Genomic DNA, 18,463 nt, shown 5'->3' with positions numbered 1-18,463 from the left:
GATGTTCGGCGCGGAGCCCGACCGATGCTCAAGCACCTAGTGCGAGCACGCCGGATGCGGCCGGTCCACCACAGCCACTTACGTTCGAGAGACTATGTCCAAGTCGAGGATCGGTGGTGGCTTTCGGCGGGGCGTTTGGGTCGGGTCGAGCCATTTCGGCGGGATTATGGATGGATATCCATTGACCATGTCGATGGTCCATCCGGATTCGTGAACCATCCGGTGGTGTTGCCAGCAGAACATCGCCAGATTGTCGATATCGGTTTTACCGCCGTGCGCCCATGGGGTGAGGTGATGGACTTCGCAGTGGTGTGGCGGTTGGTCGCATCCCGGATGGGCGCAACCGCCGTCACGAGCAGTGATCGCTGCGCGCTGGGCCGGGGTCGCGGTTCGTTTCTCCCGGCCCACATCCAGGATCTGGCTCTGGCCGCCGAGCACGACCGGCAGAATCTTCGCGTCACACAACAGCATGCGGGTCTGCGCGGCCGAGAGCTGCCCGCCGTACTCCAGAACCACGCCCCGGTGCTGCTCGCGTAGCTCCTTCTCGGTCAAGATGATCGTCACGTGCGGGCGTTCCCCAGCACGCCGAGGCAGACACCCCTCATCCAGAGCATGCACACACAGCTGAGCCAACGCATCACCCTGACGTTCGGCCAGTGGTTTGTTCTCGTCCTTCTCCGGCAACAACCGGGCTTCGAGCGCCCGGCGGAACACCTCGAACGACAACGCATCGAGGCGGCCCTTGAAGAAACCACCGCCGTGCTTGTGACGGGTGAACGACAGGTCGTTGACCAGCCCATCCACCCCCGAATCATCATCCCCAGGCCGGGCGCCGTCATGATCGAGGCCGTTGACCAGCCGCCGCGCCTCCACCGCAAGCTGCGCCGGCGCGTAGGTCTGAGCCCACTCCGCGAGGATGGTTTCCGCGCCACCCCAGATACCAGAGTCCAGGCGACGGGCGGCACTGGACCTCAACGCGGTGTCGATCACCAAACCGTGTGCTTGGTCGATGGCATGTGCGGCCAACGCGGCGGCGGTGGCAGCCAGACGGGCGGCGACAGGCTGGCCGGTCAAGGTGACGGTCGGGAACGCGTGACGCGCCAACCGCACCAACCGATGCGCCTCCGACGGCCTCACACCCAACAAATCCGCCACCGCCGACTTAGACCGCACCCCACGATCGACGAACCCGCCCTCGGAATCCAGGCGAGCAATAGACCGCAACACATCCTGCTTCGACTGCCGCTGCAACCGATCATGAAACTGAATCGACTCGATCAACGCCTGATCCGACAAAACCTTTTCCGCATCACGAAGCCGAGCCATCACCGAGACAGCTTCCGCGCGCAACTCACGCACCAAGACTTCGGACATACCACCATTATCTCAGATAACACCGACAATTCACACAAGAAAACAGACCTTGTACGAAAAGAAACAAGCCTCCCGCAGCCTCCAGCAACGCCAAGCATCCGCGCGCACACCACCCCATCCCCGCGATCCTGGCCGCGCTAAGACACTCAACGGCCAGCGGGGATGCATCCCCAAACCGGGACACGGGGTGAACCTTCCGATCCCCGGGAACCAGCTGAGCCCCACCCGCGACTACCACAGAGAACTCCCCCACAAGACCGAAGAGCAGGACAACCGTGACTCCCCTCGCACCGAACCCGACCTCGGTGCTCATGACCTGGACGTTCTCGCCGATCACTGACCTCCTGGTGGTGGTCGGCACGATCGGCTACCTCTGGCTGGCCGGGCGAGGCGGGCACTGGCCCCGCACGAGGTCGCTCTACTGGCTGGCGGCGATGCTCGTCGCGGTGCTGGCGATGAACAGCCCGATCGCGGTCTACGCGGACATGCTGTTCTGGGTGCACATGGCCCAGCACCTACTGTTGATCATGGTTGTGCCGGTCCTACTGATCTGGGCCAGGCCGCTGGAGCTCCTCGGAGCGCCGAAGCTCCCGGGTTGGTCCGGGTGGCCGGTCGCGTTCCTGGTGCTCTACACGGCGATCGTGACGCTGGCCCACCTGACCGGCTACCAGCAGCTCTCCGCGACCCACGGGGTGTTCCGCAACCTCGAGCTCGCGGCGTTCTTCGTTTCCGGCTGGCTGTACTTCCTCCCGCTGGTCGGTTCTGAACGCGAGCCGTGGGACCTGCCCTACCTGCTGCGTTTCGTCCTGCTCGCCGCTGGGATGGGTGCCGACACCCTCACCGGGATCGTGCTCATGCTGACCAGCCACACGCTCGTGCCCGCCTACGCCGCGAGCCATCCGGGCTGGGGCCCGACCCCGCTCGGTGACCAGGAACTCGCCGGGGCGATCATGTGGTTCGGTGGCGACCTGCTGATGATGATCTTGATGATCATCACCGCCGTGCAGTGGGGCAGAGCGGGAAGCGACCGTCAAGGCCTCGGCAACTGGCTGGAGAGCGCCCGCAGAAGTGCGCTGCTCGGCGCGGACGACCGCACCCTCGGCCAGGGCGTCGAGCTGGATTCCGACCAGCGGGCGCTGGACGCCTACAACGCGACGCTGGCGGCACTGCACCGTCAGCAGCCGCCCCGACAGTGAGCTCAGGAGCTATGTCCCTCCCCATCGGGTCCACATCCACCGAGTCGGCCACTCTCCGGCCGAGACGCTACGAGATCTCCGTCGGCGGCATGACCTGCGCGGCGTGCGCCAACCGGATCGAACGGAAGCTCAACAAACTCGACGGGGTCTCGGCCTCGGTCAACTATGCGACCGAGCGCGCCGAGGTCCACTGTGCCGACGACGTCGACCCGAGGACGCTGATCGAGCAGGTCGAGCGCGCCGGGTACGTCGCGCGCCGGGTGGATGACGTCGCCCCGATCGACGATGCGGCCGAGCACGAGCAGCGGGTCACCGATCTGCGGCGCCGGCTGGCCGTGGCCGCGGTGCTCGCGGTGCCGCTGTGCGACCTGTCGCTGGCCCTGTCGCTGTTCCCCGAGCTGCGCTTCACCGGCTGGCAGTGGGTGTGTCTGGTGCTCGCGGCGCCGGTTGTCGGGTGGTGTGCGCTGCCGTTCCACCGCGCCGCGCTCGCGGGGCTGCGGCACGGCGGGTCCTCGATGGACACCCTGGTGTCGGGCGGGGTGCTCGCCGCCTCCTTGTGGTCACTGTGGGTCATGTTCACCGACCAGGCGACGACACCCGGTCTGGGCCGGGGCCTGACCGTACTTTCCGGCGGGACCCATGCCCTCTATCTCGAGGTCGCGGCGGGCGTCACGATGTTCGTGCTGGCCGGGCGGTACTTCGAGGCCCGCGCCAAACGCAGTGCCGGTGAGGCGATGCGGGCGTTGCTGCAGCTCGGCGCCAAGGACGTCGAGGTCGTCAGGGACGGCCACGCCGAACGGGTGCCGGTCGCGGAGCTGGTCGTCGGTGACGTGTTCGTCGCACGTCCCGGCGAGAAGATCGCCACCGACGCGGTGGTCACCGAGGGCAGTTCGGCCGTCGACATGAGTCTGCTGACCGGTGAACCGATGCCGCGTGAGGTCCGGGCCGGTGACCAGGTGGTCGGTGGTGCGCTCAACGCGGGAGGCCGGTTGCTGATGCGCGCCACCCGGGTCGGCGCGGACAGCCAGCTGGCCCGGATGGCGCAGCTGGTCCGCCGCGCGCAGGAGGGCAAGGCGTCGGCGCAGCGGCTGGCCGACCGGATCGCGTCGGTATTCGTGCCCTCGGTGCTGCTGCTGGCACTCGCCACTCTCGCCGGTTGGTTGCTGCTCGGCGAACCGGTCGGTTCGGCCGTGACCGCGACGGTGGCCGTTCTCGTGGTGGCCTGCCCGTGCGCGCTCGGCCTCGCCACGCCGACCGCGCTGCTCGTCGGCACCGGCCGCGGTGCCCAGCTCGGGGTGTTCATCAAGGGTCCGTCCGCGCTGGAGTCGACGCGTTCGGTGGACGTCGTGGTGCTGGACAAGACCGGCACCATCACCGAGGGCCGGATGCGGCTGCGCGAGGCCCGATCGCTCGCCGACGTTCCCCGCGAGCAGCTGCTGCGGCTCGCCGCCGCGGTCGAGAGTGCGTCCGAGCATCCGCTCGGCCAGGCCATCATCGCGGCGGCCGAGGGCGAGCTGCCCTCGGTCACCGAGTTCACCGCCCTGCCCGGGCTCGGAGCACACGGCATCGTCGAGGGCGAGCGGGTCGTCGTGGGACGCCAGCGGCTGCTCACCGACCTGGGGCTGCGGGTGCCCGAGGAGATCGAGACCTGGCGCCACGAGCTCGAAGCCGCCGGTGTGACCGTCGTGCTGGTCGGCTGGGCAGGTCAGGCCCTCGGCGTGCTGGCCGTCGCCGACACCGTGCGCCCCACGAGCGCCTCGGCCATCGCGGCACTGCGCGATCAGGGGCTGCGTCCGATGTTGGTGACCGGCGACAACGCGCGGACCGCCGCCGCGGTGGCCGCCGAGGTCGGGATCGACGACGTCGTCGCGGAGACCCTGCCCGAGGAGAAGGTCGACGTCATCCGGCGTCTGCAGGCCGAAGGGCACCGGGTGGCCATGGTCGGCGACGGGGTCAACGATGCCGCCGCACTCGCGGCGGCCGACCTGGGGCTGGCGATCGGACGCGGCACCGACGCCGCGATCGAAGCGGCCGACATCGTGCTGACCCGGGATGACCTGCTGGTCGTCCCGGAAGCGGTAGAGCTCGCCCGCCGCACCCATCGCACGATCCGGGGCAACCTGGTGTGGGCCTTCGGCTACAACATCGCCGCGTTGCCGCTCGCGATGACCGGCATGCTCAGCCCGCTGGTCGCGGGCGCCGCGATGTCGCTGTCCTCGGTGTTCGTGGTCTCGCACAGTTTGCGACTGCGCAGCTTCCGGCCGGACACCGAGCGATGACTGCTCCGCGGTCGTCATGGCCGCCGCTGGTGATCGGCGCCTCGGTCCTCGTCGTGCTGACCTCGGGTCTGATCATCACGCTGGGCACGAGTCTGTCGGTCCAGTACGGGTTGCCGCCGGCCACGGTCGTGGTCGACGCGGCGCAGCCGGCCGCCCGGCTCGTCGCGGTGCTCGCCTCGGCCGCGTTGGTCGGGAACCTGCTGGTCGCGGCGGTGCTCGCGCCGGGAGAGCCGACCGGTGTGGTGTCGGCAGCCGGCTACGCGGGCCTGCGCGCCGCCCGGCCGTGCGCATTGGTCCAGGCGTTGGCCTCGGGCACGGTGGCGGTGCTGACCGTCGCGGAGAACGTCGGTATGGAGCCCGCGCGCCTGCTCACGAACGGCGCCGCGCTGCTGATCGGACTCCAACAGATCCAGCAGGCGACCGGCTGGCTGATCACCGCCGTGGTGGGCCTCGTCGTGGCCGTGGGCTGCGACTGGACGCTGTCCTGGCGTGGCGCCGTCGGCCTGCTGGTGCTGACGCTTGCCGGGCTGCTCCCCGCGACGCTGACCGCCGACAGCAACGCGGAGCGCTCGCACGACATCGTCGGCGACTCACTGACGCTGCACGTACTGGGTTCGGTGCTCTGGCTGGGCAGCACGCTGGCGGTGGTGGTGCACTCTGCACGGCACGCCGACAACCGGGCTGTCGCCCTACGCCGGCATCGTCGCATCGCCACCTGGTGCCTGCTGTGCGTCGGGATCTCCGGGGTTATCTCCTCGGCGTACGCGGTCAACCCGTCCGACCTGCTGTCCAGCGGCTACGGACAGCTGGTCCTGCTCAGCTGCGCGCTGTTCGTCGGGCTGGCGGCAGCGGCGGCGCGGTTGAGAACGGTGGTCGAGCGGTCGGCGACCCGGCTGGTCCTGCTAGAACTCGTGCTGCTCGCGGGTGGTTCCGCCCTCGGCACCGGACTGTCTCGGACCGCGCCGGCGAGTGCGCCGAGCGACCAGATCAGCACCCAGACCTACCAGATCGGCTACGACCTGCCCGATCACCTCACCGCGCTCGACCTGGCCGTACGGTGGCGACCGGACCTGATCTTCAACCTGGTCGCCGTGCTCGCGGCGGTCTCCTACCTGGTCGGAGTGCGCCGGCTGCACCGGTCCGGGCGCCACTGGCCGGTGCGGCACACCGTGTCCTGGCTGGCCGGTTGCGGCGTCCTGCTGGTCGCCACCTCGTCCGGTGTCGGCAGCTACGCACCGGCCATGTTCAGCGTGCACATGGTTCAGCACATGCTGCTCGCCACGCTGGCGCCCGTGCTGCTCGTCCTCGGCCACGGCGCCAGCCTCGCCATCGAGGCCACCTCGTCAGGCGTGTCGAGCCGGATCGGCAGCCTGCTCGACTCCGCCGTCGTGCGATTCGCCAGCCACCCGATGGCGGCCTGGCTCTCGGTGGCCGCATCGCTGTTCCTGCTGTACCCCACCGGGCTGTACACCGCGATCGTCGCCGAGCATTGGGCCCATCTGGCCATGAACCTGGTGTTCTTCCTGACCGGACTGGCGTTGTTCTGGTCGGTTCTGGGACGCGGCTCGACCCATCGGGCGCTGCCGGCGATCGGCCAGCTCGTGCTGATCTTCGCGGTGATGGCGCTGCACGCCGGGTTCTCCGCGTGGCTCCTCGGTCAGCCGGACGCGCTGGCCTCGGACTTCTACCGGCCCCTCGGCCTGCCGTTCGTCACGGATCTGCTCGCCGACCAACGACTCGGCGCGATCCTCGGATGGCTGCTCGGCGAGGTCCCGGTCATTCTCGCCGTCGTCGTGCTCATCCTGCGCTGGACCAAGGACGACCACAGCCCTCGGCCGGCACCGGAGTGGCAGAGGGTCCGCGAACCCACACCGGTGTGACCGTCCCCACTCCGGGGAAACTCTCGGGAACTACTCCCCCGGGTTCGTTGACTGGACGCCTAGTGCCCGACTGTTCGGGCAGCGGATGAGGGAGACGCCAGTGATCTCGTCGATCCTGCTGAGTGCGTTCTTGACGGTGGCCTTCCTGGTCACCGGCGGATACGCCCTGCTGCGGTGGGCATCGTTGCGGGCCGGGGTGGCAGGCCACCACGGCGACCAGATCGCCGAGCTGTGTCATCTCCTGATGAGCCTGGCCATGATCGGAATGGTCTACGGCTACGCGGGTCCGGTCGCCGACGTCGTGCAGATCGTCGGGTTCGGCGCGTTCGCGCTGTACTTCCTCCTGCGCTGGGTCGACGGTCTCCGCGCACATCCGTCGGCCGCTCATGGCTGTCGCGGCGCCGGGCACCACTTCGTGATGTCGGCCGCGATGGTGTGGATGGTCGCGGCGATGCCGCTGCTGATGGGGCCGATGACGTCCGGTTCGTCCGGTGGCCACGCCGGTCACGCGGGGCACGGCGGCTCGGACATGGGGGCCACCATGTCCATGCCCGCCGCACCGGCGCCGACCTGGGCTCTCGGGGTGAGCTGGGCCGTCATCGTGCTGCTGGTCGTCGGTGCCGGTTTCTGGGCCCGGGAGTCCCTCCTCGCACCGGTCGGTGCCCCGGCCCCGGAACCCGTGCTCGTCGGAGGTGGCACGACCGACATGTCCGGGCCGGGTAGGCCCCACCCGGTCGCCCGCGCACTCACCCCGCGCACCGACGCGGCCTGTCACTGTCTGATGAGTCTGGCGATGGCACTGGGCTTTCTCCCCATGCTCTGACGCCCTGCCCACCACAGACAGCACGACAGACAGCTAGGAGCGCCATGTCCGACATCACCGTGTCCCGACCGGATGTCCGCGACGACGACCACCTGTCCCTCACCGCGGCACCGCCCGCCGGGCGCGGCCGGGCCGCGAACTTCTGGTGGCGCGAGCTGCGCCCGCTGGTCCTCCGCCTACACTTCTACGCCGGTCTGTTCCTCGGACCGTTCCTGCTGATCGCGGCGACCACGGGTCTGCTCTACACGCTCACCCCCCAGCTGGAGCGTTACGTCCACCAGGACCAGCTGCGGGTCACCGTGCCGCACGGCGCACAGCCACTCCCGCTGTCCCAGCAGATCGAGACCGCGATCGCGGCCGTACCCGGGGGTACGGTCATCGAGGTCCGTCCGCCGGTGTCCGCCGAGGGCACGACCCGCGTGGTCTTCGACGCGCCGGGCGTGCCCGCCGACTACAGCCGGACCGCCTTCATCGACCCGTACACCGCCCGCTCGACCGGGGTGCTCACGACGTTCGGTGAGTGGCTGCCGGTCCGCGCCTGGTTCGACGAGCTGCACCGCACCCTGCACCTGGGGGCCGTGGGCCGGTTGTACACCGAGCTGGCGGCGAGCTGGCTGTGGGTACTGACGCTGAGCGGCCTCGGTATCTGGCTGGCCCGGCGGCGCAGGCAGAACCGGGTCCGGCGCACCCTCGCTCCCGAGCTGCGGGCCACCGGACGGGTCAGGTTGCGCTCGTGGCACGCCTCGGTAGGGGTGTGGGCGACGGTCGGCCTGCTCTTCCTGTCCGCGACCGGGCTGACCTGGTCCCAGTTCGCCGGCACCAACGTCGACACACTGCGGTCTGCCATGAGCTGGACGACCCCGACCGTGCACACGGCGTTGCCGTCCCTGCCACCCACGACCGGCTCGCCCGCCGAGCTGGCGATCAATGCCGAGCGGGCCCTCGCGGTCGCGCGGGCGCACGGGCTGAGCGATCCGGTCGAGATCACACCGCCGACGAAACCGGGACGGGCCTGGGTCGTCATGCAGAACAAGCGGTCCTGGCCGGAGAAGCAGGACTCGGTGTCCGTCGACCCGGTGAACGGGACCGTGGTGGACCAGCTCGCCTTCGCGGACTGGCCGCTCGCCGCGAAGCTCGCCAGGTGGGGAGTCGACGCGCACATGGGGCTACTGTTCGGTCTGGCCAGCCAGATCGCGCTGGCCGCGCTGGCGCTGGCGGTGATCTGCATGGTCGTGTGGGGTTACCGGATGTGGTGGCTGCGCAGACCGACCCGCGACGACTCACCCGGCGCCACCCGTGCACCCAGCTTCAGCGCCGTGGTGCTGCTGGCCGCCCTCGCGGTGGCGATCGGGCTGTTCCTTCCGGTGTTCGGCGGCTCGGTGTTGCTCTTCCTGCTCCTCGACGCGGTCCGTGGCCGCCGCTCGCGCACACCGGCCGATGCCCGTGATTGACGACGCGCTGCTGACCGCACTGGCGTTGCGGGCCCGCGACGGTGATCGCGCGGCGGCGACCCAGTTCGTCCGGCACACCCACCAGCAGCTCTGGCGCATGCTGGTCGCACTGAGCGACCGGGGCGTGGCCGAGGACCTGGCCCAGGAGACCTACGCGAGGGCGTTCCGCTCCCTGCCCAGCTTCCGGGCCGAGTCGCCGGTCCGCGCCTGGCTGCTCACCATCGCCAGGCGGGTCGCGGCCGACCATCTGCGCGCCGTCCGCACCCGGCCGAGGATCGATCCCGACATCGCGGTCGACGACACGCCGTGGGCGGTGGATCGCGGCGATCTCAGCGAGTCCGTCGCGCTGCGTGCCGTGCTCGACGGTCTCGACCCCGACCGCAAGCTCGCGTTCCTGCTCACCCAGGTGGTCGGCCTGAGCTACCAGGAAGCGGCCGACGTGTGCGACTGCCCGGTGGGCACGATCCGCTCCCGTGTCGCGCGGGCGCGCAACGATCTGATCAGTCACCTCGACGAGCCCCAGTACCGGGAGGGCAGCGGATGAACGAGCGCAATGGTGCGGGCGGGAACCAGCAGGGTGACCCGGCCGACCTGACATACATGGGCTGTAGCACCTGCCGGGAGCATCTCTCCGCCGATCTCGACGGCGAGGCGGACTTCGCGGTGTTGAACCGGGCGTACGCGCATCTGGAGACCTGCCACGGATGCTCGCGCTGGTTCAGCGACGCGGCGCGCGTCAACCGCCTCATCCGGACCACGCACGCCGAGCCGAGCCCCGGCCTGTCCGGCGAGCAGCTCGAGCACGCACTGGAGCACCTGCCTCGCCCTCGCCGCGGTCGCCCGTCGCGGTGGAACGGGCTCGGCAGGTGGGCCCTCGGCGGAGTCGGCGCGGCGCAGGCCGTCCTCGGTCTGCTCGGCCTGATCGTGCCGAACCTGGACATGGGCCACACCATGCACCACGGCACCATGATGGGCGCGGACCTGGCGCACATGTCTCACGAGTCGTCGGCGTGGAACCTCGCTCTGGGCGTCGCCTTCATCGCGGGCGCCGCGTGGACCCGGCACCTGGCCGGCGTGCTGCCGGTGCTCGGCAGCTTCGTACTCGTGCTCTCGCTGGTCAGCGTGATCGATCTGCTGGGCGGCAACGTCGACGGCGGGCGGGTGGCGTCACATTCACTCGTGGCGATCGGTTTCGGACTGATCGTGCTGATCGTGACGACCGGGACCGAACGTCCCGGTTCGCGCCCCGGCACCGCCCTGCCGTCCCTCGGTACCCGCCTGACCGCACAGCTGAGGGCCATCGACACCGGCGGCCCGATCTCCGGCGGTCACCCCGGCCCCAGCCCCGCCGCACACCACCGAGCGGCCTGACCACCACACCGTTTCGCGATGACACGAATGTGGCTTTAGGGACGTTGAACGTCCCTAAAGCCACATTCGTGCCGTTGTGGGGTGCGGGCGGTCAGGCGTGTCGTGGCGTCCAGTGCGGCTTCGAAGCGCTGCATCCCGAGAAGCATCAGCAACAGAGCGACGGGAACAATCACCACGAGCCACATGCCTCTCTTTACCCACATGGTGGAGTGGCTAACCCGCTCTCGAACGATCCAGTAGGGATCCGAACTGTTCCTAGGCGAAAGCGAACCCCGGATACCCCGCGTCGGCGACCTCGTCGCACCGGCCGGCGTAGTAGGCGAAGCCACCCGCGTACGGCATGAAGATCCGGGGCTTACCGGGGACGTTCGCCCCCAGGTACCAGGAGCTGCTGGCCATCGGGAGCAGGGTCCGGTTCGCCACCTCGTTGACGTGCTCGCCCCACTCGGCTTCGGCCTGTTCGCTCGCCTCCATCCGGACCAGCCGGTGGCCGCGCATGTGGTCGATGGTCCTGGCGATCCAGTCGACGTGCTGTTCGATCGCCGTGGGCATGTTGGTGAGCACCGAGGGGCTGCCGGGACCGGTGATCGTGAACATGTTCGGGAACCCCGCGACCTGCAGTCCCAGGTAGGTCTTGGGGCCCTCGGCCCACTTCTCCCCCAGCGACCGACCGCCGGTGCCCCGGATGTCGATGCCCAGTAGGGGGCCGGTCAACGCGTCGAACCCGGTGGCGAAGACCAGGCAGTCGAGCTCGTGCACGTCCTGGCCGGTCCGCACGCCGCGCGGAGTGATCTCCTCGATCGGGGTCCGGCGGACGTCGACGAGACTCACGTTGTCCCGGTTGTAGGTCTCGAAGTAGTGCGTGTCGATCGGCGGACGTTTGGTCGCGAAGGGGTGGTCGGTCGGGGTGAGCGTCGCCGCCGTGTCCGGGTCGCGGACCGTCTCCCTGATCTTGGACCGGATGAAGTCCGACGCCGTGTCGTTGGCCGCCTTGTCGGTGAGCAGGTCCTGGAAGCAGGCGCGAAACCGCAGGCCGCCGACCTTCCACGCCGATTCGTAGATCTCCCGCCGCCGCTGCGGCGAGACCTCCAGCGCGGACCTCTCGCTGATCAGGAACGGGTGACCGTTGGTCGACGCGCGCTGGGTCCGGCGGATCTCCGGGTAGTCCGCCTTGATCTCGCGCAGGGCGGCGTCCTCGAGCGGACCGTTGCGCGCCGGGACGCTGTAGTTCGCGGTGCGCTGGAAGACCGTCAGGTGTGCGGCCTGCTCGGCGATCACCGGGATGGCCTGGATTCCGGTGGAACCGGTGCCGACCACGCCGACTCGCTTACCCGCGAAGTCGACGCCCTCGTGCGGCCACCGTCCGGTGTGGAACCACTGACCTTCGAACGTGTCCAGGCCGGGGATCCGGGGGATGTTGGCGGCGGACAGACACCCGACCGCCGTGATCAGGTACCGGGCGGTCCACGTCTCGCCGGACGCGGAGTCCAACCGCCAGCGGTCGGTCGTCTCGTCGAACCGGGCGCGCGTGACCGTCGTGCCGAACCGGATGTCCCGGCGCAGGTCGAACCGGTCCGCCACGTGGTTCAGGTAGCGCAGGATCTCCGGCTGTTCCGGGTACCGCTCCGTCCACACCCAGTCCTGCTGCAGCTCGTCGGAGAACGAGTAGGAGTAGTAGTAGCTCTCGGAGTCGCACCGCGCGCCGGGATACCGGTTCCAGTACCAGGTTCCGCCCACTCCCTCGGCGGCCTCCAGCACGACCGTCGACAGCCCGAGCGCGCGTAGCCGGTGAAGCATGTACATGCCGGAGAACCCGGCACCGATCACGATCGCGTCGGGCTCCGTGCCGGACCGATCGGTGGAGCGTTGGTCCTGAGACACCGTCATCGATTCCTCCCACCCTCACTGTGGGACAGGTTCGGCGAGACCGCACGTCGAACTCGTCCCCGGGCGCGACCTCGGCGCAGCCCTTACGATCTGCGCACAGGTCAGCGCCGACCAGGGAGCGTGAGCATGGGCGAACCCAGTCCGGTGTTGGTTCTGATGGGTGTGTCGGGCTCGGGGAAGTCGACCGTCGCGGGTGTGCTGGCCGGTCGGCTCGGCTGGGAGCTGGCCGAGGGCGACGACATGCACCCGCCGGCGAACGTGGCCAAGATGGCGGCCGGGCACCCGCTCGACGACACCGACCGAGGGCCGTGGCTCGCCGAGGTGGCCCGCTGGATCCGCGAGCGGACCGACGCGGGCCGACCCGGCATCGTGACGTGCTCCGCGCTCAAGCGCCGCTATCGGGACGTGCTGCGCGGCGATCACGTCGTCTTCGTCTACCTCGCCGGCACGTACGACCAGATCGCCAGGAGACTCACCGCGCGTCACGGGCATTTCATGCCGGCGACGCTGCTCGACTCGCAGTTCGCCGCGCTGGAACCACCGGGCGAGGACGAGCGGGCGATCACGGTCGATGTCGTGGACTCGCCGGGCGGCGAGGCCGAGGAGATCATCCGGCACCTCCGGCTGACGGGAGAACACCGATGAACGCCGTCGCCGCGATGCCCTGGGGCGCGCACGACACCCGGTTGATCGCGGTCGCGGTGATCGGCATCGCGCTGATCGTGCTGCTGATCGTCGCGGTCAAGATGCATCCCTTCCTGGCTCTGGTGCTGGGCTCGGCGTTCGTCGGGCTGGCCTCCGGCGTCGGGCTGCCGAAGGTCATCTCCAACTTCGAGTCAGGTGTGGGCAGCACTCTGCAGGAGGTCGGGCTGCTGATCGCGCTCGGCGCGATGCTCGGGAAGCTGCTCGCCGACTCCGGTGGCGCGAACCGGGTGATCGACAAACTGGTGGGCTCGTCGTCGGCCGGTGCGCTGCCCTGGACGATGGCACTCGTCGCGGTCATCATCGGTCTGCCGATGTTCTTCGAGATCGGCCTGATCCTGCTGCTGCCGGTGATCGTGCTGGTCACCCAACGATCCCGGCTGCGCCTGATGCGCATCGCCATCCCGGCGCTCGCGGGCCTGTCCGTGCTGCACGGGTTGATCCCGCCGCATCCCGGGCCGCTCATCGCGATCAGCGCCGTGAACGCGCCACTCGGTACGACGCTCGCACTGGGGATCCTGGTCGCCGTTCCGACCGTCGTGCTGTGCGGGCCGCTGCTGGCGGTTCTGCTCGCCAAGTGGGTACCGGTCGGTGCGCCGGCGGTCGCGGGTGGCGTCGACACGGCTGAGCACGCCGAGCCGGAACCGGACGAGGAGGCCCCGACCAGGCAGCCCACGTTCCTGGCCACGCTGCTCACGATCGTCTTCCCGGTCGTGCTCATGCTGGGCAAGGCGCTCGTGGACATCATCTGGCCGGATGCGAAGAACCCACCGCTGATCCGGACGATCTTCGACTTCGTCGGTGAGCCGCTGGTCGCGATGACGCTCGCGGTGCTGCTCGCGCTGGTCACGTTCGGCTACGCGGTCGGGTTCACCGGCGCGGGGCTGTCCCGGCGGATCGGCGCCAGCGTCGGACCGATCGCGGCGGTCATCCTGATCGTCGGAGCGGGCGGCGGGTTCAAGCAGACCCTGGTCGGTGCGGGCGTGGGCGACTCGGTCGCGAAGTTCGCCACCGACGTGCACCTGTCGGTCCTGCTACTGGGCTGGCTCGTCGCCGTCGCGCTGCGTCTGGCGACCGGCTCGGCGACGGTCGCCACGGTCACCGCGGCCGGCATCGTCGCGCCGCTCGCCACCACGCTGAGCCCGTCACACGCTGCCTTGCTCGCGCTGGCCATCGGCGCCGGGTCACTGTTCCTGTCCCACGTCAACGACGCCGGGTTCTGGATGGTGAAGGAGCTGTTCGGGCTGAGCGTCGGTCAGACGTTCAAGACCTGGTCGGTCATGGAGACGGCCGTGTCGGTGATCGCGTTCGTCTTCGTCATGCTGCTCTCAGCCGTCTTCTGAGTGGACACATCACGAAGTCAGCCGAACGCCTTCGCGATCTGGGTTCGGCCCTCGGCGGCCAGGTTCAGGAAGCCGTAGGTTCCTTCGTCCAGCAGCTCGCGGGCCGCGTGGTGCAGCGCGCCGATCATCGCCTGGTTGAACGCGCCGCCGACCGAGATGCGGGCGACACCCCACTCGGCCAGCTGCGCGACCGGGACCATGTCGGGGCGCACCAGCACGTTGACCGGCCGGTCCACCGAGGCGAGCAGGCTCCGCAGGTCGTCGGGCCTCGACACCCCGGGCGCGTACAGCACATCGGCACCCGCCTCCTGGAAGGCCTGCAGCCGAGCGATCGTGTCGGCGAGGTCCCGGTTGCCCCGGATGAAGTTCTCCGCCCGCGCGGTCAGCACCAGGTCCGACGCGGCGCGGGCAGCCTCGATCCGCTCCACGGCGTGCGGCAGGTCGTAGAACGGGGTGTCCGGATCGCCCGTGTAGTCCTCGATCGAGCACCCGGCGAGCCCGGTGGCGGCGGCGTCGGTGACCGTCGCCGCCACCGCCTCAGGGGTGTGCCCGAAACCGTTCTCCAGGTCGGCGGACACCGGGACCTCGACCGCGGAGACCAGCTCCGCCGCGTGCGCGAGCACCTCGTCGCGTGTCGCCCCGCCGTCGAGCCGCCCCAGGGTCGCGGCGTGGCCGCTGCTCGTCGTCGCCAGTGCGGCGAACCCCGCTGACACGAGCAGCTTCGCGGTGCCCACGTCCCACGGGTTCGCCACCACGAGCGGACGGCCGGGGACGTGGAGCTCGCGGAACCGCGCGATCTTGTCTGCTTGCGATGTCACACGGTCGACCGTACCGGTGAGCGTCACCAGCGTCTGCCGAGTTCCGCCCTTCCCTCGTCGGTGAGGCTGCCGAACAGCCGCAGCCGCGCCATGCCACCGTCGGGATGGATGTCCAGCCGGACCTCGTCGGCCGCCGGGGTGTCACCCAGCACGAACCGGTGCCGGGTGTCGGGTTGCAACGCGGTCCTGGCGAGCAGCTCGAACCACTCGCCACCCGCGCGCCTGCCCCGCAGCGACGCCCAGCCGGGCGCGTTGTGCAGGAAGTAGGACGTGTCCAGCTCCGCGACCCGGACGTGGCCCTCCGCCGCGAGCGCGACATGGACCCAGTCGTTGCCGTCGTCGCGGCGCCGCGCGGTCTCCCAACCCTCGCCCATGGACCGCACCGGGCCGGGCAGGAGCAGGTTCGTCGACGAGCCGTAGAACCGGTTCGACGAGTCGATCATCGTCGCGCCGTTCTCGGCGGCCGCGAGGTCGACGACACCGAGCGCGTCGACGACCGAGGGGTCCGCGATGGCCTGGCCGTGCACCCGCAGCCGCGCGACACCGCCGTCGGGATGGATCCGCAGCCGGACGTGGGTGTACCGACGCGTCGCCGCATCGCCGACCACCTCGAAGGGGTTCTCCGCGTCGCCCTTGATCGCCTGCGGGGGCACCAGGGGCTGCCAGCCCTCGTGCCCGACCAGCTCGTCCACCGACGGGTGGCCGTCGAGGCACAGACCGTCCACCGACGCCTCCGGCGGGTAGTTGCCCTTGAACCAGCTGGTGTCGATCACCACGCCCTTGACGACACCGGCCGCACCGAGCCGGACGATCGCCTCGTCGTGTCCCGCTTCGCGGCGGCGGCGGGTCTCCCACCCGTCGTAGACCTTGCCCTTGTGCCCGAAGCTGCTCGGGTCGAACACCGAGGGCCCGGCCGAGATCAGGTTCTCCCTGGCGGCGAAGGCCTCGTCGTTCGCGTAGACGACGGCACCACCCAGGGTGCGCACGGCGAGATCGGGCAGTTCGCGGAAGTCGATGCTCATCAGTCCTCAGGTTCCGGTGATGTGTTCTGGACGGATCGGCACCCGGCGCAGCGCGCGGCCGGTGGCGTCGCGGATCGCCGCGGCGACGGCTGGGCCGGAGGAGATCGTCGGCGGCTCGCCCACTCCCCTGACCCCGTACGGCGCGTGCGGGTCCGCGTACTCCAGCACCGCGATCTGCATCGGTGGCATGTCCAGGATGGTCGGAATCAGGTAGTCGGTGAAAGAGGGATTTCGCACATGACCGTCGGTCACGAGGATTTCCTCCATCAGCGCCAGCCCCATACCCTGCGCGCTGCCGCCCTGAATCTGGCCGACCACGGCATCCGGGTTGATCGCCTTGCCGACGTCCTGCGCGGTGTCCAGCGCGATGACCTTCACCAGCCCGAGCTCGACGTCGACGTCGACCACCGCCCGGTGCGCGGAGAACGCGTACTGGACGTGCGCGTCGCCCTGCCCGGTCTCCGGGTCGATCGCGTGCGTCGGGCGGTGCCGCCATTCGACGGTCTCCTCCACGAACCCGGCATCGGTCCCGTCACCGAGCAGCTCGACGAGGCTCACGACCACCTCGCCGCTGCTCGCCACGATCTTGTCACCGTCGAGCCGGAGCTGGTCGGCGGTGACCGCGAGCCGGTCGGCAGCGCGGGCGAGCAGCGACCGGCGCACCGCTTCGCACGCCGCCTTCACCGCACCACCGGTCACGTAGGTCTGGCGGGACGCCGACGTGGAACCGCCGGAGCCGACCGTCGTGTCCTTGGGATGCACGACCACCCGCTCGATCCCCAGCTCGGTCCGGCAGATCTGCTGCTCGACGGTGATCAGCCCCTGGCCGACCTCCGCCGCCGCCGTCTGGACCGTGACCACCGGCTCGCCTGCGATCACCTCGAGCCGGACCCTCGCGGTCGAGTAGTCGTCGAAGCCTTCGGAGAAGCCGATGTTCTTGTAGGTCACGGCGTAGCCGACGCCACGCACGACACCTTCGCCGTGGGTGGTGTTGGACGCACCCCCCGGCAAGGTGCGCACGTCCAGCTCGTCGCCGGCGGACCGGGGGGCGGGCAACGGCATGTCCCGGACGATGTCGAGCAGCTCCTCGACCGGGGCGGCGGAGTCGATCAGCTGCCCGGTGATGTTGCGGTCGCCTTCGCGCATGCCGTTGAGCTTGCGGATCTCCACCCGGTCGAGCCCGACCCGGTCGGCCAGCTCGTCCATCAGCGCCTCGTGCGCGAACGCGGCCTGCACACAGCCGAAGCCACGCATCGCGCCGCACGGCGGGTTGTTCGTGTAGACGCCGTAGCAATCGACCGCGACACTCGGGATGCGGTACGGGCCCAGGCCCAGCGTGCCGCCGTTGCCGACCACGGCGCCGGTCGACGAGGCGTAGGCGCCGCCGTCGAACAGGATGTTCGCCTTCGCGTAGACCAGCGTCCCATCGCTGCGGGCGCCGAACTCGAAACGCATGGTCGCAGGATGCCGGTGGACGTGACCGAAGAACGACTCCTCGCGGTTGTACGACATCTTGACCGGCTTGCCGGTGTGCAGCGCGAGCAGGCAGGCGTGCACGTGCATCGACAGGTCCTCACGGCCGCCGAACGCCCCGCCGACACCCGCCAGGCTGAGCCGCACCTTGTCCTTCGGCAGTCCCAGCGCGTGGCAGATCTGCTGCTGGTCGACGTGCAGCCACTGGGTGGCGACGTACAGGTCGACCCCGCCGTCCTGCGCGGGCACCGCGAGGCCCGCTTCCGGGCCGAGGAACGCCTGGTCCTGCATGCCGACCTCGAAGTCGAGCGCGACCACGACCGGCGCGCTGACGTCCTGCTCGCCCCGGCGAAGCACGAGGTGCCGGACCAGGTTGCCGTTCTCGTGCACCTTCGGCGCGTCGTCGTCCAGCGCGTGCCGGGCGTCGGTCACGGCCGGAAGGATTTCGTAGTCGACCTTGATCCGCTGCGCGGCTCTGCGGGCGGTCTCGGGGTGGTCGGCGGCGACCAGCGCGACCGGTTCGCCCTCATAGCGGACCACGCCGTCGGCCAGCACCGGTGTGTCCAGGTGCTCCAGCCCGACCGCGTTGGCACCGGGCACGTCGGCGGCGGTGAGCACCGCGTCCACGCCCGGCACGGTCAGCGCGTCGGTGATGTCGATGCCGAGGATGCGGGCGTGCGGGTGCGGGCTGCGTAACGTCACGCCCCACACCATGTCGTCGTGCCACAGGTCGCTGGCGTAGGCGAACTCGCCGGTCACCTTGAGCACACCGTCCACGCGCAGCGGGCTGTCCCCGATGCGGCCGCGAGTCTCGGTACGGGTGTCGTTCTGGGTACTGGTCACC

The 18,463-nt window shown here is 69.9% G+C and carries 14 protein-coding genes; 9 read left to right on the top strand and 5 right to left on the bottom strand.

The annotated features are described in order from the left end of the window. Positions 1–78: 78 nt before the first annotated feature. Positions 79–1,374, bottom strand: coding sequence for an HNH endonuclease signature motif containing protein (locus G406_RS49990; RefSeq protein ID WP_051342697.1), 1,296 nt, complete (start codon positions 1,372–1,374; stop codon positions 79–81). A 275-nt stretch (positions 1,375–1,649) separates the two neighbouring features. On the opposite strand from G406_RS49990, the gene G406_RS49985 reads away from it, so the two are divergent. The 7 genes from G406_RS49985 to G406_RS49980 all read left to right on the top strand — a co-directional run bounded on the left by G406_RS49985 (position 1,650) and on the right by G406_RS49980 (position 10,374). Next, on the top strand, positions 1,650–2,570 hold the full coding sequence (locus G406_RS49985) for a cytochrome c oxidase assembly protein (protein WP_051342696.1): 921 nt from the start codon (positions 1,650–1,652) through the stop codon (positions 2,568–2,570). An 11-nt stretch (positions 2,571–2,581) separates the two neighbouring features. Beyond that, positions 2,582–4,849, top strand: coding sequence for a heavy metal translocating P-type ATPase (locus G406_RS0126005; RefSeq protein ID WP_028936020.1), 2,268 nt, complete (start codon positions 2,582–2,584; stop codon positions 4,847–4,849). Then, positions 4,846–6,729, top strand: a complete 1,884-nt coding sequence (locus G406_RS0126000; RefSeq protein ID WP_156935173.1) for a cytochrome c oxidase assembly protein — start codon at positions 4,846–4,848, stop codon at positions 6,727–6,729. Before G406_RS0126005 ends, G406_RS0126000 begins: the two co-directional genes overlap by 4 nt. Positions 6,730–6,829: 100 nt before the next feature. Beyond that, entirely contained in the window at positions 6,830–7,552 is a 723-nt protein-coding gene (locus G406_RS0125995; RefSeq protein WP_028936018.1) for a DUF5134 domain-containing protein, read from the top strand. A gap of 44 nt (positions 7,553–7,596) precedes the next feature. Further along, positions 7,597–9,003: a PepSY-associated TM helix domain-containing protein gene (locus tag G406_RS0125990; protein WP_028936017.1), complete on the top strand. Its 1,407-nt coding sequence runs from the start codon at positions 7,597–7,599 to the stop codon at positions 9,001–9,003. Further along, positions 8,990–9,547: a sigma-70 family RNA polymerase sigma factor gene (locus G406_RS0125985; protein ID WP_037078904.1), complete on the top strand. Its 558-nt coding sequence runs from the start codon at positions 8,990–8,992 to the stop codon at positions 9,545–9,547. The genes G406_RS0125990 and G406_RS0125985 overlap by 14 nt, the downstream gene beginning before the upstream one ends. Continuing rightward, positions 9,544–10,374 carry a zf-HC2 domain-containing protein gene (locus G406_RS49980; protein ID WP_051342695.1) on the top strand — a complete coding sequence of 277 codons (831 nt, stop codon included), beginning with the start codon at positions 9,544–9,546 and terminating at the stop codon, positions 10,372–10,374. Before G406_RS0125985 ends, G406_RS49980 begins: the two co-directional genes overlap by 4 nt. Positions 10,375–10,629: 255 nt before the next feature. On the opposite strand, the gene G406_RS0125975 is transcribed toward G406_RS49980, so the two are convergent. After that, positions 10,630–12,261 (bottom strand): flavin-containing monooxygenase, encoded by a 1,632-nt coding sequence (locus G406_RS0125975; RefSeq protein WP_028936015.1) that lies wholly within the window; start codon positions 12,259–12,261, stop codon positions 10,630–10,632. Between the two features lie 126 nt (positions 12,262–12,387). Here G406_RS0125975 and G406_RS0125970 point away from each other — a divergent pair, with 126 nt between their 5' ends. Then, complete coding sequence (locus G406_RS0125970; protein ID WP_037078900.1) at positions 12,388–12,906, top strand: gluconokinase; 519 nt, start codon at positions 12,388–12,390, stop codon at positions 12,904–12,906. Further along, positions 12,903–14,306, top strand: coding sequence for a GntT/GntP/DsdX family permease (locus G406_RS0125965; RefSeq protein ID WP_028936013.1), 1,404 nt, complete (start codon positions 12,903–12,905; stop codon positions 14,304–14,306). The genes G406_RS0125970 and G406_RS0125965 overlap by 4 nt, the downstream gene beginning before the upstream one ends. A 17-nt stretch (positions 14,307–14,323) precedes the next feature. Here the strand turns inward: G406_RS0125965 and G406_RS0125960 are convergent, their stop codons facing one another. From G406_RS0125960 to pucD, 3 genes are read right to left on the bottom strand one after another with little or no spacing between them, the layout of a single operon-like run. Further along, positions 14,324–15,124, bottom strand: coding sequence for an isocitrate lyase/PEP mutase family protein (locus tag G406_RS0125960; protein WP_028936012.1), 801 nt, complete (start codon positions 15,122–15,124; stop codon positions 14,324–14,326). A gap of 23 nt (positions 15,125–15,147) precedes the next feature. Further along, entirely contained in the window at positions 15,148–16,146 is a 999-nt protein-coding gene (alc, locus tag G406_RS0125955) for an allantoicase (RefSeq protein WP_037078435.1), read from the bottom strand. Positions 16,147–16,152: 6 nt separating this feature from the next. After that, positions 16,153–18,462 carry a xanthine dehydrogenase subunit D gene (pucD, locus tag G406_RS0125950; protein ID WP_028936010.1) on the bottom strand — a complete coding sequence of 770 codons (2,310 nt, stop codon included), beginning with the start codon at positions 18,460–18,462 and terminating at the stop codon, positions 16,153–16,155. Between the last annotated feature and the right edge of the window lies 1 nt (position 18,463).

This window comes from Actinospineispora spinosispora DSM 44797 (assembly GCF_000429025.1).
Taxonomy (GTDB): domain Bacteria; phylum Actinomycetota; class Actinomycetes; order Mycobacteriales; family Pseudonocardiaceae; genus Pseudonocardia; species Pseudonocardia spinosispora.
This window is presented reverse-complemented; position numbering and strand designations above follow the sequence as displayed.

Excerpts from the sequence above, each read along its gene's own strand:
- G406_RS49990 (WP_051342697.1), bottom strand. The coding sequence starts at position 1,374 with ATGTCCGAAGTCTTGGTGCGTGAGTTGCGCGCGGAAGCTGTCTCGGTG.
- G406_RS0126005 (WP_028936020.1), top strand. The coding sequence starts at position 2,582 with ATGTCCCTCCCCATCGGGTCCACATCCACCGAGTCGGCCACTCTCCGG.
- G406_RS0126000 (WP_156935173.1), top strand. The coding sequence starts at position 4,846 with ATGACTGCTCCGCGGTCGTCATGGCCGCCGCTGGTGATCGGCGCCTCG.
- G406_RS0125990 (WP_028936017.1), top strand. The coding sequence starts at position 7,597 with ATGTCCGACATCACCGTGTCCCGACCGGATGTCCGCGACGACGACCAC.
- G406_RS0125985 (WP_037078904.1), top strand. The coding sequence starts at position 8,990 with ATGCCCGTGATTGACGACGCGCTGCTGACCGCACTGGCGTTGCGGGCC.
- G406_RS49980 (WP_051342695.1), top strand. The coding sequence starts at position 9,544 with ATGAACGAGCGCAATGGTGCGGGCGGGAACCAGCAGGGTGACCCGGCC.
- G406_RS0125975 (WP_028936015.1), bottom strand. The coding sequence starts at position 12,261 with ATGACGGTGTCTCAGGACCAACGCTCCACCGATCGGTCCGGCACGGAG.
- G406_RS0125970 (WP_037078900.1), top strand. The coding sequence starts at position 12,388 with ATGGGCGAACCCAGTCCGGTGTTGGTTCTGATGGGTGTGTCGGGCTCG.
- G406_RS0125965 (WP_028936013.1), top strand. The coding sequence starts at position 12,903 with ATGAACGCCGTCGCCGCGATGCCCTGGGGCGCGCACGACACCCGGTTG.
- alc (WP_037078435.1), bottom strand. The coding sequence starts at position 16,146 with ATGAGCATCGACTTCCGCGAACTGCCCGATCTCGCCGTGCGCACCCTG.